Annotated in this window: 14 protein-coding genes; all 14 read right to left on the reverse strand. The window is 49.7% G+C overall.

Annotated elements, in window-relative coordinates:
- Positions 1–165: 165 nt before the first annotated feature.
- Positions 166–1,002: a calcium-binding protein gene (locus EZV61_RS16885; RefSeq protein WP_130567549.1), complete on the reverse strand. Its 837-nt coding sequence runs from the start codon at positions 1,000–1,002 to the stop codon at positions 166–168.
- A 397-nt stretch (positions 1,003–1,399) separates the two neighbouring features.
- Positions 1,400–4,453, reverse strand: a complete 3,054-nt coding sequence (locus tag EZV61_RS16890; RefSeq protein WP_131417136.1) for a tetratricopeptide repeat protein — start codon at positions 4,451–4,453, stop codon at positions 1,400–1,402.
- 70 nt (positions 4,454–4,523) lie between these two features.
- On the reverse strand, positions 4,524–4,943 hold the full coding sequence (locus tag EZV61_RS16895) for a DUF1353 domain-containing protein (RefSeq protein ID WP_205695406.1): 420 nt from the start codon (positions 4,941–4,943) through the stop codon (positions 4,524–4,526).
- 218 nt (positions 4,944–5,161) lie between these two features.
- A complete protein-coding gene (locus EZV61_RS16900) occupies positions 5,162–5,308 on the reverse strand; it encodes a DUF3149 domain-containing protein (RefSeq protein ID WP_114338925.1) in 147 nt (48 codons plus the stop codon).
- A gap of 130 nt (positions 5,309–5,438) precedes the next feature.
- Positions 5,439–6,626, reverse strand: coding sequence for an acetylornithine transaminase (locus EZV61_RS16905; protein ID WP_131417138.1), 1,188 nt, complete (start codon positions 6,624–6,626; stop codon positions 5,439–5,441).
- A 196-nt stretch (positions 6,627–6,822) separates the two neighbouring features.
- Positions 6,823–7,116, reverse strand: a complete 294-nt coding sequence (locus EZV61_RS16910) for a zinc ribbon domain-containing protein (protein WP_325048498.1) — start codon at positions 7,114–7,116, stop codon at positions 6,823–6,825.
- Positions 7,117–7,138: 22 nt separating this feature from the next.
- Positions 7,139–8,605: a ribosome biogenesis GTPase Der gene (der, locus tag EZV61_RS16915; RefSeq protein WP_131417140.1), complete on the reverse strand. Its 1,467-nt coding sequence runs from the start codon at positions 8,603–8,605 to the stop codon at positions 7,139–7,141.
- A gap of 69 nt (positions 8,606–8,674) precedes the next feature.
- Complete coding sequence (bamB, locus tag EZV61_RS16920) at positions 8,675–9,862, reverse strand: outer membrane protein assembly factor BamB (protein WP_114338922.1); 1,188 nt, start codon at positions 9,860–9,862, stop codon at positions 8,675–8,677.
- Positions 9,863–9,870: 8 nt separating this feature from the next.
- Positions 9,871–10,506, reverse strand: a complete 636-nt coding sequence (locus EZV61_RS16925; RefSeq protein ID WP_240695233.1) for a YfgM family protein — start codon at positions 10,504–10,506, stop codon at positions 9,871–9,873.
- A gap of 20 nt (positions 10,507–10,526) precedes the next feature.
- Positions 10,527–11,801: a histidine--tRNA ligase gene (hisS, locus tag EZV61_RS16930; protein WP_130567540.1), complete on the reverse strand. Its 1,275-nt coding sequence runs from the start codon at positions 11,799–11,801 to the stop codon at positions 10,527–10,529.
- 116 nt (positions 11,802–11,917) lie between these two features.
- Positions 11,918–13,036 (reverse strand): flavodoxin-dependent (E)-4-hydroxy-3-methylbut-2-enyl-diphosphate synthase, encoded by a 1,119-nt coding sequence (gene ispG / locus EZV61_RS16935; protein ID WP_114338919.1) that lies wholly within the window; start codon positions 13,034–13,036, stop codon positions 11,918–11,920.
- A 5-nt stretch (positions 13,037–13,041) separates the two neighbouring features.
- Positions 13,042–13,917: a RodZ domain-containing protein gene (locus EZV61_RS16940; protein ID WP_131417144.1), complete on the reverse strand. Its 876-nt coding sequence runs from the start codon at positions 13,915–13,917 to the stop codon at positions 13,042–13,044.
- Positions 13,914–14,693, reverse strand: a complete 780-nt coding sequence (gene pilW / locus EZV61_RS16945) for a type IV pilus biogenesis/stability protein PilW (protein ID WP_114338917.1) — start codon at positions 14,691–14,693, stop codon at positions 13,914–13,916. Before pilW ends, EZV61_RS16940 begins: the two co-directional genes overlap by 4 nt.
- A gap of 31 nt (positions 14,694–14,724) precedes the next feature.
- Positions 14,725–15,852: a dual-specificity RNA methyltransferase RlmN gene (rlmN, locus tag EZV61_RS16950; RefSeq protein ID WP_114338916.1), complete on the reverse strand. Its 1,128-nt coding sequence runs from the start codon at positions 15,850–15,852 to the stop codon at positions 14,725–14,727.
- Between the last annotated feature and the right edge of the window lie 63 nt (positions 15,853–15,915).

The following is a 15,915-nucleotide window of genomic DNA, read 5'->3' on the forward strand; positions in this document are numbered from 1 at the left end:
CAGCGGATGTATGAAGGACGGTTAAATAACAGCCAAAAAAAATAGGCAGCCATCCTTGGCCGCCTTCAATTCGCGTGGAATCACTCTTATCGTTATTATTCGGTTGCTTAGGCTCCCCCGAGGGCGCCTGTTACGTTCTGTTGCTAAAGCTCTCTTTCTCTTCGCTTATTCAAAGTCCAGACTTTCAGAGCCTGATAGGGCGACGGATGAAAGCATCTGTTGCTGTTTCAGGCGTACCGCTTGGTTTTCCAACACACCAGCGATATCAAGGCCTTTAGGTTTGCCCAAAAACAGGCTTTCACCATCTACTCCTTCGACATAATCATGTGCATCGGCACCGTGGATAACGTCTTGCCCCGCCTGGCCGAAGATCTCATCGGCACCATGGCCCGCCCATATGCGGTCGTTACCAGTGCCACCATAAATCTCATCATTACCCGTTTGCGCTATAATCATGTCGTTACCGCCGCTGCCATATATGAGGTCGTTACCACAGCCCGCTTGCAGCAGGTCTTTACCCTGCAACCCATCCATCCGCACATCTATGCAACGGCTCATGTCGTCATCTATCACCATCACGTCGTCATACTGCGAACCACTCAAATTGATCCGGTGCATATTCAGCGACGCACTGCGCCAAGTATGAAACTCGTCCCAGCGGTCATCCTGACTGTCGATGCGAAAAACACTCATGTCACCCGACAAGCCGTCACTGGTTACCAATAATGAGCAGCTACTTTTACAATCAACCCACAGTTGTTGGTCATATAGAAAAGCAACAACCTCAGCGTTCTGGCGACACTCTGTTATCTGCTTTGGGTCAATGGTTTCAGCGGCACCAAAAAAGCTGTTCTTAGCGATCTCTTTCGCTGCAACAATCCGGCTGCTGTCAGAACAGTCCCGTGTGACATCATCTATTTCACCAAACAGCATCAGTAAGCCAATAAATGCGACGGCTGCTGAACAGTTCAATACACCGCGATAAACCCATTGTGTCTTCATTGTCTTTCCCTACCCAAAGCACCTGTGATGCGACGACTTGCATATCAGTAGTGCGAAACGTTGAGCAAAGATTAGAAGTTGCTATCGATAAGCGCATTCAATCAGCGGACAGATAACACCAAATAACGGACAACCTATTAAAAACATTTATTTTCAATAAGATAAAATCAAAAACAAAATCAACAATAAGCTTGTGGCATTAAAAAACGGACACCAAAATGGCCGTTATTTATAGCTCTGTCGCAGAAACAATAGCGGTGTCGGATATGAGATACAGTGAAAAATCGGCCATTTTCTATAATCGAGAACGGTTGGCCGATAATTGCTACTAAAGTGCGCTTGTGGCTGATACCAAACGACCAGCCACAAGCAGATGTTGAAGAGACGCGCGCTGAAATCAGCCCGATGAAGTTTGTTGCCGCACAAAGTCGCTCGGACTCATGCCAAATTTTTGCTTAAAGCACTGGCTAAAGTAAGCGGGTGAAGAGAAACCAACAGCGGAGGCCACTTGTGTTACCGCTTCGCCCGCTTGCAACGCATCAGCCGCTAACTTTAAGCGGAAGCTGCGAACGTAATCCGTGGGCGTTTGGCCAAATAGGGCCTGCATTTTGCGTTGCAATTGCCGCTCACTCATTGCCACGGCATTGGCGATCAGCGCTTTATCCAAACTGCTCTGTGAATAATGCTGCGCCAATACCCCTTCTAGCTTTTCAACAAACTGACGATCCCGTTGATTAAGCCCCGCCGCACTCTCTTGATTAGGTTGCGGCGTTCCGCTCGATTCTGCACTCTGCTCCGGCTGCGGATCACGCAACTGCAGCTTTTGCGCAATCAAGCGCCGCACTTTAATCAGACCAGCGCAACGCAGTTGCAGCTCATCCGGGTTAAATGGCTTCGACAAGTAGGCATCAATATCGCTTTGCCATGCCTTCAAGCGACTTTCATCATCGCCTTTGGCGGTGAGCAACATCAAAGGAATATGACTAGTTGCGGGGTTATCGCGGATTAAACGACTCACTTCGAAACCATCAAGCGACGGCATCATCAGGTCGGTGATAATCAGATCTGGTACCTGCTCTATCGCGATCTGTACCGCGGTAGGGCTGTCGGTCTCTGTAATGCAGTGGTACTGATTGGCTAAAACATCAGCCACCATGGCGACGATCTCCGGGTGGTCATCAATAATAAGCACCTTAGGGCGCACGCTCTCATCAGGTTGATCCGCGGCTTGCTCGCTGTCACTATTCGACGCCACCGGCGAGGCTGCGGCAGATTGAGTCGCAGGTAATGGCGCTGCAGTTAACACCTGCCCCGATTCACTAGCGGGCAGACTTGTTGCGAGCGCTTCTAACGTCATATAGCGGGGCAGCACTACGGTAAAAACCGTCCCTTCATTGACTCGGCTACTGACACTGATTTCGCCTTTATGCGCCTCCACTACCTCTTTCACCAAGGCCAGACCAATCCCCACACCGGCAGTGCCTTCAACATCCACATGAGCACGTACGAAACGTTCAAATATCTGTTTCATCGCTTCGTCTGTCATGCCGATGCCACTGTCAGTGACCACCAACTTCAGTTTTTCGTTCTCTGCTGTTAATGACGCCGCCACCCGCCCGCCTTCCGGGGTGTATTTCACGGCGTTACTCAGCAAATTAACCACCACTTTTTCTAACAGGTCGTGATCACCTATCAAGCAACAATCCGGCGCAATAGCGGTAGTTAGCTGGATCCGTTTTTGCTCAAAAAGAGGCCTTAACTCCAGTGTGGTCTGCGCCACTAGCTGGTCTAACAATACACGCTTGGCGTCCCGCTCTTCGCCCGCTTCCAGCTTGGCCAGTTGTAACACCTGTTCAACCATGCGCAACATACGCTGTGCATTCAGCTCGATCTGCGCCAATAGAGATTGTCTTTTTAACTCTGGCGTGTCGGCAGACTTTAATTGATGCAGCGGGCCTAAGATCAGCGTCAGTGGCGTACGAAATTCATGGCTGATATTGGCAAACAAGGTACGTTTTTTCTCAAGTATGGTCTCTGTTACGCTGGCCTTTTCCGCCATCAGCAGACGTCGGCTGCGTTGACGGTAGGTGAGGAATGAGAAGCCCAACAACAACACCAAACTGCCCGATAACCAAAAGTTTCGCTGATACGCCTGCGCGGCAAGCTCCGACTCACGCAGTGCATTTTCCTGCTCAAGTAAACGGATCGATGCCTCTTTCTCCGCCACGCCAAATTTCTGGTGCAACTCCTGAGCCTGCATCCGCATTTCAGAATGCTGTAACCCCAGGGTGCTGCTTTGAAACTGTTTCAGGTAAGCGAGTGCCTGTTGATAATCGCCCATTGCTTCACTGGCACGGGACAAACCAAGCAACAACGGACCTTCATAAGCGCCCAATGTACGAGTTCCAACTTGCGCCATCGCTTGTTGATAGATCTCAAGGGCAACGGCAGGCTGCTGTTTATCCAAATAAGCGTTGCCGAGCCGCACAGCAATATCGGGACTAAGCACGCCATCACTGAGATCATCTGATAGTTCTAACGCTTTTTCGTACAGGGCTATCGATTTATCAGGCTGATTTTGCCGCGCATAAAGATCGGCAATATTCTGATAGGATTGCGCCAATGCGGCTTCCGGCCCATGACGCTGATAATAATCCAACGCCTTTTGATAGTGACGCATTGCGGCATCAAACTGACCAGCGCTGGCTTCAACATTACCCAACAGATTAAGTACGCGCATGAGGTCTTTACCACGCTCTTCCTGCGTAAATATCATCTCCGCTTGTAGCAAACGCGCCTTGGCAGCATCGAACTGCCCCATGTCCAGTTCGATTTCACCGATATTGGTCAGAGTTCGTGCCACGGATATCGGATTTTCGTATTGCTCTTTATAGACCAGAGCTTCAATAAAGTACTGCATCGCCAGGTCTAACTTGCCTAACAGTCGGTAACTGACACCGATATTATTAAGTGTTGAGCCCAGGCGCTTCAGGTTGCCACGCTTTTCATCATTGATCCGTAACCGCTTGAAAATATCCAACGCCAGCACAGGGTTATCGTGGTAGAGGTAGATAGACGCGATACCGTAATCAGAACGGTGCAACAACTCATCATCAGCCAGCGCCAGCGCGAGTTCGCGGCTATCTTGGTAATTAACGATGGCGGCATCGGGCGCACCGAGCGCCATATTAGCCCGTCCCATCAGGTAGCTGATACGCGCTTTTCTATCGGTGCTATCGACTCGCACTATGGCAAGGCTTAACTGCGACAATGACTCAGCGGGGGCATCTTCGACCTGTTGAATAGCACGGCTAAAATTGGGCTCTTGGTGTAACCCCACCAGATCCACAGCGCCGACATTGCTCGGTAATAAGACGGCAGCCAGTAACCAGTAAAAACAAACCGGTTTGCTAAAACAGAGATAACAAGAGGAGAAGAGTTGCTTTGCCACGACATATCCCACAGAAATTAGTCGGCCTCAGTCTATTGCAACCAACTCCAATGACAAGCGCGATAGTGCATTATCGCGGGGCACTCAACACATTTTTCACGGCGTCTTCATGACTCGCTTTACCACCAAATAAACGCACCCCCCAATACACCCACCACGCCCGAGGCGATGACATGCCATCCTCTTTACATTGGCGCTGCAGCAGTCGGTCTGCGATATCGCGATACTCACCTCTATCCAAGTGGCCATTTCTCATTAACTGATATAACGCATCGTGCACCAATGAGCCACGCATGAAGTTGGCCGTATCCAGCGTCGGACCAGATGGGCCGTCCCAAGCATAGCCAGCTTTAATACTGAGCACGCCAAACGTCGACAGCGTTAGAAAAAGCCCATCGTCAATCGCCTCTGCAGGTGACAACGGTAGCTTCACTTCAAAGATTTCTACCAGTTGGTACTTGTAGCCTTTCTTGTATTTAATCGGCAGCACAGTCATCCCTCCCCTGTACCATGACTGAGGTTCAGCCACGAAGATGCTGTAAGCATAGTCAAATTAGTAGCGGCAAGCGGCAGAAGGTAAAGCAATAGTCGGACGAGAAAGGAGGAGACGCACCATCAGTAGGCCGCTAATAAGCAGAGTAACGAAGCGGGGTTAACGGCACTGCGACAAGCCGTTAACCCCTTGTTGCCAGATCCAGGGAGGGTCTGTTAGCAAGACTTATCGTTTGGGTCTTTCAACGCTCGGCTGATAAACAGCCAAACGTAATAACCCATAATAACCACAGTAGATAACACTACCGCCATTGACATGAGGCCAATCGCATCACCAAACAGCAGATCCATCCAGAGTTCCATGTTCGTTCTCGGTTGCGAATGATGCTGCCATCGTAGCGATTTCGTTCGCCATAAAACTGACCCAAATCAAGCCAAATTGAGACTGCTGCACCGCCTGATTAAAGTGTGAAGCAAGCTACAATTCATGCCATCAATCCTTCTCTGCTAGTAGCTGCTCGATCCCTTGGATAAGTCGCTGTTCAAACAGATGTAACTCCTCAACAGTAAAATTCAGTGCGGGCATAACTCGTAATAGGTTGTGCCGCAAGCCATTCACCAATAGTCCTAATTCAAAACAGGCGGCTTCTAATTGAAACGCGTCTACAGTGGAGGAGCCATGGGTATTCAGCGCCAGCAATAACCCTTGCCCCCGCACTTCGCCTAAGCCAAAACGCTGCGACACCTGTTCCAGCACACGGCGTAGCGCGGCACCGTTGGCTTGAGCCTGAGCGAGAAACGTAGGATTAGCGACTATATCTAAAACCGCATTCGCCGCAGCAGCTGAAAGCGGATTACCACCAAACGTACTGCCTTGATCGCCCGGCTCGAAGCAGCAACAATGATTTTTTGCCAACATAGCAGCAATAGCGATGCCGCCACCAAGCCCTTTCCCCAAGGTGATCACGTCCGGCGTCACCCCAAAAAGTTGATAAGCAAACAACTCACCAGTACGGCCAATCCCAGTTTGCACTTCATCGAATACCAGCAGTAGCTGATGCTCATCCGCCAACGCTCTTAAGCCCTGTAAAAAACATTCAGTGGCGGCAACAACCCCGCCTTCTCCCTGAATAGGCTCCAACATGATCGCCACGGTGTCTTTGCTGATCGCGGCCTCTACGGCTGCCAAATCATTAAACGGCACCCGATCAAACCCTGGCACTTTGGGTTCGTAAAGCGCATCAAAAGCGGGTTTGCCACAGGCTGACATGGTGGCCAGAGTTCGGCCGTGAAAGCCGTTTTCAAAGGTGATGATTCGAAATGCACCGCCCTTATTCTGCGCCCCCCATTTACGCGTTAACTTAATCGCAGCTTCATTTGCTTCAGCGCCGGAGTTGACTAAATTAACCTGATCGAAACCACTGCACGCGCGTAAACGATCCGCCAATGCCAACGTTGTTTCGCTATGATAAGCCGGGCTCGGTGTCATCAAACGCGACGCTTGCGACGAAATAGCCTCCACCAACACTGAAGGGCTATGGCCTAAACAGTTCACCGCCCACCCTTGGATAAAATCTAAATAACGTCGCCCTTCGCTGTCTTGCAACCAACTTCCCTTGCCGGAAACAAACTTAACTGGCGGTCTTTCGTTTAGGTTCATCAAAGGTGTCACAAGCGACATAAGCTTTACTCCAGGCATAAAAAAACCGCGGTACAAAAAATGTAACCGCGGTGTCCAGTTCGAAAAAACTAAGTAGAACTAAGTGCCGAACAACGCGGTAATGGCGTTGCTACGTCGGCGGGTCTCAGAAGAAATAGTGACTATTAATGCTGTCATAATGCATAATTATTAACACAGGAGTTTAATCGGTGCAAACTTATTGATTAACCATGTGATAAGAACGAACCACTTTTGACTTCGACTTGAGGCTATTACAGTGATTACAAAAGTAATCAACTGCACCACACGCCTTTAATGTTTCCACCTGCTCACCACACACATCACAACAAACCTTCTCGACATAGTCGGCCTGGCATGCAGGGCAATGCAGTTGCTTGTTTTCGGCCTGCAATAGACCGTGACATTCGGGACAATGGGGATGGGTATAAGACATGGGTTTACCTCGGCTAACATAGATCCAATCAGTTAAACCAAGTGTAACAAGAGCCACAACAGTGGCTCTTGTTTTAACGCTATTTTTTCTTGTGAAACTTCATCATCCGGCGGCGCTTATGTTGCTGAGACTTACTCAGCTCCTGACGGCGGCCAGCAAATGGGTTGTCACCTTCTCGATACTCAATACGGATCGGCGTGCCCATGATCTTCAATGAACGACGATAGTAATTCATCAGATAACGGCGGTAGGACTCAGGTAGACCACTCAACTGATTACCATGGATCACGATAATCGGCGGGTTATAACCACCGGCATGGGCGTAGCGCAACTTGATACGACGCCCCTGGATCATCGGTGGGTTGTGATCCTCAACCGCGCCTTTAAGAATGCGCGTCAACATCGAGGTATTGATCCGCTTCGTCGCTGAGCTATAGGCTTCTTCTACTGACTCAAACAGGTGGCCAACACCCGTGCCGTGTAACGCAGAGATAAAGTGTAAACGGGCAAAATCGATAAAGCCTAAGCGACGATCCAGCTCACGCTTGAGATCATCCTTAACCACTTGCTCCAAGCCATCCCACTTATTGACTGCAATAACCAATGAGCGTCCGGCATTCAAAGCAAAGCCAAGTAAACTCAGATCCTGATCGGATATGCCAGAGCGGGCATCCAACACCAATAGCACCACATTGGCATCTTCAATCGCCTGCAAGGTTTTAATCACTGAAAACTTCTCAACCGTTTCAGATACCTTGCCACGGCGGCGAACACCAGCCGTATCAATCAGGACATAATCCTGCTCTTCGCGTTGCATCGGGATATAGATAGAATCACGAGTGGTACCGGGCATATCGTAAACAACCACCCGCTCCTCACCAAGAATACGGTTAGTGAGTGTTGATTTACCCACGTTAGGACGGCCGATGATAGCCAGTTTGATCGGCATATCTTCAAACGGCTGACGATCCGCATCCGGCTCCTCTTCCGCTTCGTCATCCTCAACCTCATCCGGCCAAGGCTCCTCTTCCGGTTCCTCTTCTTCAATCAATTCAGCAAGGAACGGAGCCATTGAGGTTTCCAGCAGTTGATTGACACCGCGGCCATGGGCTGCAGCGATACCATGCACATCACCCAAGGCAAGGCTATAGAAATCGGCTGTCACGACGTCAGCATCAACACCGTCGATCTTGTTTGCCACCAGAAAAACCGGCTTTTCTAATCGGCGCAGGTGACCGGCGATGGCTTCGTCGGCGCTAGTCACGCCAGCACGAGCATCAACCAAGAACAGGACGGCATCGGCTTCTTCAATCGCTTGCAAAGACTGACCAGCCATTTCAGCATCGATCCCCTCTTCTCCGCCATGAATACCGCCGGTATCAATCACCAAATACTCCATTTCGCGGTAGCTCGCCTGACCGTATTTACGATCGCGAGTCAAACCAGGGAAATCAGCAACTAAGGCATCACGGGTGCGCGTGAGTCGATTAAACAGTGTCGATTTACCCACATTTGGGCGGCCAACCAAAGCCAACACAGGAGTCATTTAAAACCTCATTTAAATAGCAAAAAACCCCGGCATCGCCGGGGTCTGGAGCGCGAGTACACACCCAGTTTAGGGCATTTTTACCGCACTCACCGTACCGTCTCGCGACTGCACATAAAGCGTATCACCATCGACCACCGCAGAGGAGTAGAGCCCATCGTCTCCAACTTCAATGCGCGACACTAACGCGCCGCTTTTTGGGTCAAGCCAGTGCAGATAACTTTCAAAATCACCGACAACCACATAATCACCAAAAGGAACCGGCTCAGTCACTCCACGGTTCTCTAAATCGCGATTACTCCACAACTCCAATCCCGTACGGCGATCAATCGCATAAATATGGCCTTGGAAGTCACTTAGATAAAGATTAAAGCCATCAATACTAAAGCCACGATAAGAAGAATACTCTCGTTGCCATAAGGCGCGGCCACTGCGTATATCCAACGCTTGCAGGTAGCCGTTATAGGCAACGGCATAAATCGTTCCCGCTAAAATCACAGGATCAGCATCAACGTCGACAATACGATCGAGATCGCTACCACTTTTCGGCGGCGCAGCCTCCTGCTCCCAATACTCAATACCGTTGGTGATCGATAACGCAGCCACTTTCCCGTTGGCCTTACCGAGAATAATACCGCCCTGAGCAGCCGCAACAGAGCTAACACCGCGTAAGGTAAGTGAAGGTAGCTCCTGCTGATAGCTCCAAAGCTGCTTGCCACTGACAGAATCCAGACCAAACAACTTACCACTACCGGTATTAACCACCACAACACTCTGATCGACTGTCGGCGGAGCCAATACTTCAGCATCAACCTCTACGTCCCAAAGCACCTCACCGGTCTCCGCATCAAGGGAGATCACTCGACCTTTCTCAGTACCGAAAAACAGCTGTTTATAACGAACTGTCAGGCCACCTGAAATCATCGCATTGATGCGTTCATCGAACAGCCACCCTGGCTTGCGTTTGGTAACATCCTGCTGCCAAACCTCATAACCAGATTCTAAGTCAATCGCTACCACGTCACCAAAGCGACTAGCGGCAAATAGCTTACCGTAGGCAACCGCAGGACGCAGTCGTGAATAGTATTCACCGACCCCATCGCCCACTTGGTAATCCCAGATGACATCCGCTTCAAACTGCATCTCAATATCTGGCAGTTCTGCGATCTTAATTTCATCATCATCGCCAAAAAGTGAGCAACCAGAGACGGCTACCAAACTGACAGCAAACAACAGCGCTTTGCTCAAGTGACGCATCTAGCCCCCTACTGTGCAGCTTCAATCACTGACAGCTGGTTAATCTTAGTTTGTAAAACAGCGTTATTTTCCAAACCACCATTATCGATGGCGGCCTGATAAGCAATGCGCGCCTTTTCTGTAGCGTTCTGTGCAACGTAGATATCACCTTTCAGCTCTTCAACAGTGGCAGTGAACGCAACATCCAAAGTGGTCGCAGTCAAAGTAGCCAAAGCTTCGTCGTACTTAGCTTGGGTAACTTGTATGCGAGCCAGACGCAAAACGGCAACGGGGAGTAATGGATTGTTCGCAGCCGCAGCAGAGATCACATAACTCAGTTGCGCCTCAGCCTCAGCAAACTTATCGCCATCAACTGCCAGCTTGGCAAGCTGCAATGCGGCCATGAAGCTGTAGTTGCTGCCCTTATTACTGTCGATATAAGCCTGTAGCTCAGCAGCGGCGCCATAGCCTTTGGCATCAATACTGGTCTGGAGCGCTTGATAACTGCTGGACGCAGCTTCTTTGTTAGAAAGCTCGTTGTCTTGATATAAGCGCCAACCCAGCACGACTGCTAAGCCAACAGCGATGCCCACGATGACAAAATTGCCATTTTCCTGCCACCATCTTTTAATCGCCTCGACCTGCTGCTCTTCGGTGTCGTACATTTCCACTGCTATACCCTTCCTTAATTCAAATCGTTCAACAGGTTAACCACCTGTGACAGAGCCACGGTTTGCTGCGGCACATCCTGACGCAGCCACTTTACCGTGATGGTTTGGTTTTCTAATTCATCTTGCCCCAAGATCAGTGCCACCTGAGCCCCAACCTTATCAGCACGCTTTAACTGCTTTTGAAACTTACCGCCACCGCAATGCATCATCAGACGCAGATCCGGTAACTGCTGGCGTAGACGTTGAGCAACCTGGACGCCCGCTTTTGCTGCGTCATCGTTGGCTAATACCATGTAGGCATCAACCGCCGGACGAAGACCTTCGAGCTTGCCTAGCGACTGCAACATGAGCACCAAACGCTCGATACCCATGGCGAAGCCAACTGCCGGTGTTGCTTTACCACCCAGTTGTTCAACGAGGCCATCGTACCGACCACCGGCAAGCACAGTACCTTGCGCTCCCAGACTATCGGTGACCCACTCAAAAACAGTGCGGTTATAGTAATCTAAGCCACGTACGAGTCGATCATTGAGTTGATAGCGGATCCCGATAGCGTCGAGTAGCTCACACAGTTTACTCAAATGCTGCTTCGATTCTGCATCGAGATAGTCATGTAATCGTGGAGCATCGGCTAAAACAGCTTGCACCTCAGGATTTTTGGAATCGAGTACGCGTAGCGGATTACTGTGCATCCGGCGACGGCTATCTTCATCTAACGCAGTTTCATGGGCCACGAGAAACTCGGTCAACGCGGAACGGTAATCTGCCCGGGCTTCATTCGAACCTAAAGAGTTGAGTTGTAATTCAACCTGGTCTTCGATACCAAAGACACGCCAAAGTTCAGCCGATAAAGCGATCACCTCGGCATCAATATCGGCGTCTGAAATGCCGAACGCTTCAATACCAAACTGATGAAACTGACGATAACGACCCTTTTGCGGCCGCTCATGACGATACATTGGCCCCATATACCAGAGGCGTTGCTCCTGGTTATATAACAGGCCGGCTTGATTACCCGCACGCACACAGACGGCCGTCCCTTCCGGGCGGAGGGTTAAACTATCGCCATTTCTATCGTCAAAGGTATACATCTCTTTTTCAACGATATCAGTAACTTCACCTATACCTCGTTTAAACAGGTCGGTGCTTTCAACGATAGGAAAACGAATTTCGCTGTACCCAAAACTAGCGACAACCTGACGGATTTTCGCTTCAACCTGTTGCCAGGCGGGGGTATCTGCAGGGAGGCAGTCGTTCATGCCCCGAATCGCTTGGATCTGCTTAGCCACGAAGGGGTTCCCTACTCCAGAATACAATTAAGAGGGCGCATTATAGGGAGTTTGCAAGGAAACGTAAAACGGCCTGAGAGGTGATCAGGCCGTTGTTTACTCTCGATTCAGCGGAATCAGTCGATAGAACGGATTTCAATTTGATTTTCAGGGTCAGCTTTCGCCACTTTCGCCCTGATTTTAGCTTCCAATTGATCAATCAGGTTGGTGTTGTCAAAGCGCTCTTTCTGACGCACCCCATCCTCATAGAAACCACTCATACGATTGGCGCCGGTTACTCCCATATCAGACACCAAGGCCTCTCCGGGACCATTCACCACGCAACCAATAATCGACACATCAAGCGGTGTCACAATATCTTCCAACCGCTCTTCCAGCGCATTGACGGTACCAATCACATCAAACTCTTGCCGTGAACAGGTAGGACAGGCAATAAAATTAATACCACGAGAGCGTAAACGCAGCGACTTGAGAATATCAAAACCAACTTTAATCTCTTCCACCGGATCTGCCGCTAACGACACCCGCAGCGTATCGCCAATTCCCTCAGCTAACAGCATGCCTAAGCCAACCGCAGATTTAACGCTACCAGCACGTGCCCCACCCGCTTCGGTAATACCAAGATGAAGTGGCTGCTCAATCTGCTTTGCCAACAGACGGTATGCGCCCACAGCCAAAAACACATCGGACGCCTTTACGCTCACTTTGAACTGATCAAAGTTTAAGCGATCGAGAATATCAACGTGGCGCATGGCTGACTCAAGCAAGGCTTCAGGCGTTGGCTCGCCGTATTTCTCCTGAATATCGCGCTCCAAAGAGCCACCATTTACGCCGATACGAATGGGAATATTGTTGTAGCTTGCGGCATCAACCACAGCACGAATACGATCTTCCTTACCGATATTCCCAGGGTTAATCCGCAGGCAATCGACGCCATATTCGGCCACTTTCAGGGCAATACGATAATCAAAATGGATATCCGCAACCAGAGGCAAACTGACCCGCTGGCGAATCAGCTTAAAAGCTTCAGCAGTATCCATCGTCGGCACAGAAACGCGCACAATATCGGCACCTGCGTTCTGCAAACGTTCGATCTGCGCCACCGTGGCCTCAACATCCAAGGTGTCAGTATTTGTCATCGACTGCACAGCGATAGGCGCGCCATCACCGATAGGCACATTACCTACCATGATCCGCTTCGACGGGCGGCGGCTAATAGGCGATTCGCTAAACATAGAATTTACTCTTGAGAAGGGATGGTAAAGCGGGCTCTTTGCCCCGGCTTAAATTTTGGCTTGGTGAATGGTTGGCCACCAAAATCGATATCTACAACCTCAGGCGCACCTAACACAACCTGATAAGGAGGTCGGCCATCCAAGGTCATTTCATAATCTTTACGTTTGATGCCAAAAGCTAAACGCTCTCCAGTAGCATCTTCGATACTGACCCAGCAATCATCTCTGAAGATCAACGTCAGTTCGGTGCCAACGGCACTCACTTCTAAATCGGGTTCAACCACAGGCTCATCAGCCGGCATTGAATCGTCAACCACCGCCGGAGAGGCTTCCACTGGCGCAGTATCAATTGCTGGCGGCGCGAGCTCACGCACGGGTTCGCTAACTTCCACTGATACTACTGGCTCGTCAGCAACTATTTCGCCGCTGTCATCCGCAGTTTGTTCCAGTGCCGTTGCAATGGGATCCGTCTGTGTCTCATTCTCCTGCACATACCAGATCACACTTAACACCAATAAGGCAACGCCAATACCGTAGGTCAGCATCATCAAACGGTTATCACTGGCTTCACGCTTGGTGCGACGGCTAAAGCTTTGCATCTCCGCATACTGGATCTGTGCAGCACCTAGATGCTCATAGCTAGCCATAATGAGTTCATCTGAAACGCCAAGTAACTTGGCATAGGTACGCAGGTAACCACGAATAAAGGTGGTGCCAATGCTATCGTCGTAACTATCGGCCTCTAATGCGGTCACCACTGCGGCGCGCAGGTTTAGGCGATTAGCGACTTCCTGAGTAGTCCACCCCATTTTTTCACGGGCTTCGCGCAGCAATTGTCCCGGGCTGACTACTTCAATGTCATCGACCAGCTCGTCTGTCATCGGTACTCTCTCAACACGTACTTTTTCGCTTGCTCAGTAGCAGGAAATTTAGCGGTTAGGATACCGCCATATTTTTTCTCCGCAACCACATCACCCTTAGCATGGGACAACAGCACCCCCAAATAGGCACTCCGGGCACTGTAGCTATAGCGGTTAATATACTTATCCAACAGCAGCTCACTCGATTTGAGATCATTCTCGGCATAACGAAGCTCTGCCAGACCGAGCAACGATTTAGGTCGGTTAGGGTTGTGAGTAAGGGCTTTCTCGAAATATTCCGCAGCTAGCGCATCATTCTTATTCTGACGCGCGCACAGAGCAGCATTTTCATAGCTGTCAGCCACTTTAAAATAGCTTGGTGAGGCAACCGCCTCCATGAACTGTTCGTTAGCTTCATCGAAACGCTTCAAATCACACAAAAACACACCGTAGGTGTTTCTTACATCACCGTCACCTGGCGCGATACGAATAGAGCGTTGGTAATACTCCTCAGCACGGTCAGTCTCTTTAACTACCTGGTAGTAGTACGCCATAGCGTAATTGGCCTCGACATTATTAGGAGAGTGTTCCAATGCCTTGACCAGATTAAACTTAGCTTGGGAATAGTCACCATCTTTCATATATCGCAAACCCAACGCTACGCGTGCTTGAGAAGCGGATACATTATTAACATCAGAAGGTTCGGTAGGATTATCCCGATCTGGGTAGACAGTTTCCGTCACGCAACCCGTTAGGGCTGCGAGACTGATAAGCAAAGCGATAACACGAAATAGCATAATTGTATCGATATAGGGTGACTGAAGGAGGCTAAGCCATTGTTACTGAAATTGATTCACCTTGCATCCGCTTTTTAAGGGTTCGCTTCGTGCGGTCGATCACATCTCCCGCTAATTGCCCGCAAGCTGCATCAATATCATCGCCACGAGTTTTCCGCACAATCACGGTAAAACCCTTTTCCATCAACACCTTAGAAAAGCGATCAATCCTAGAATTACTGGAACGTCCGTAAGGAGCCCCTGGGAACGGATTCCATGGGATTAGATTAATTTTACTTGGTGTGTCTTTAAGACACTCCGCCAACTCATGCGCCTGATCGGTGCTGTCATTGACATGATCCAGCATCACATACTCAACCGTCACCTTGCCGCGGTTAGCATTACAACTGTTGACGTAGTTACGTACCGATTGCAAAAAGGTCTCGATATTATATTTTTTGTTAATCGGTACCAGCTCATTACGCAACTCATCCGTTGGCGCATGCAGTGAAATAGCCAGTGCTACGTCAATCTTCTCAGCCAATTGATCCAATGCAGGTACCACACCCGAGGTACTTAACGTCACACGGCGCTTGGAGATACCAAAACCAAAATCTTCCATCATTAGCTTCATGGCGGGTACCACGTTGTTAACGTTGAGTAGTGGCTCACCCATGCCCATCATCACAACATTGGTAATGGCACGGTTACCACCAGAGCCCATAAAACCAATCACCTGGGTTGCGCGCCACACCTGGCCAATGATTTCCGACACTTTTAGGTTACGGTTAAAACCTTGTTGAGCCGTTGAACAAAACGTACATTCAAGGGCACAACCAACTTGTGAAGAGACACATAAGGTTGCGCGATCTTCTTCAGGAATATAAACCGCTTCCACTTCCTGCCCACCGCTGACCGTCATCGCCCATTTGATGGTGCCATCACTACTGCGTTGCTCTTGGCTGATGACAGGTGCCCGCACTTCTGCGCGCTCAGTCAGTTTTTGGCGCAATACCTTATTGAGGTTGGTCATTTGCGAAAAATCTTCCATGCCATAGTGATAAATCCACTTCATCACCTGATCAGCACGAAACGGCTTCTCACCCAATTCGGCGAAAAACTCACGCAGTGCATCTCGGTCCAGATCCAGTAGGTTTATCTTGTTAGCTTGGTTGCTCATGCTTTGCCTCAATAGATACGTAGGTTGAACAGCTCACGCCCTACGCATTAACTCAAAAAACTT

It is taken from the genome of Corallincola luteus, from assembly GCF_004336975.1.
GTDB classification, from domain to species: Bacteria; Pseudomonadota; Gammaproteobacteria; order Enterobacterales; family Neiellaceae; genus Corallincola; species Corallincola holothuriorum.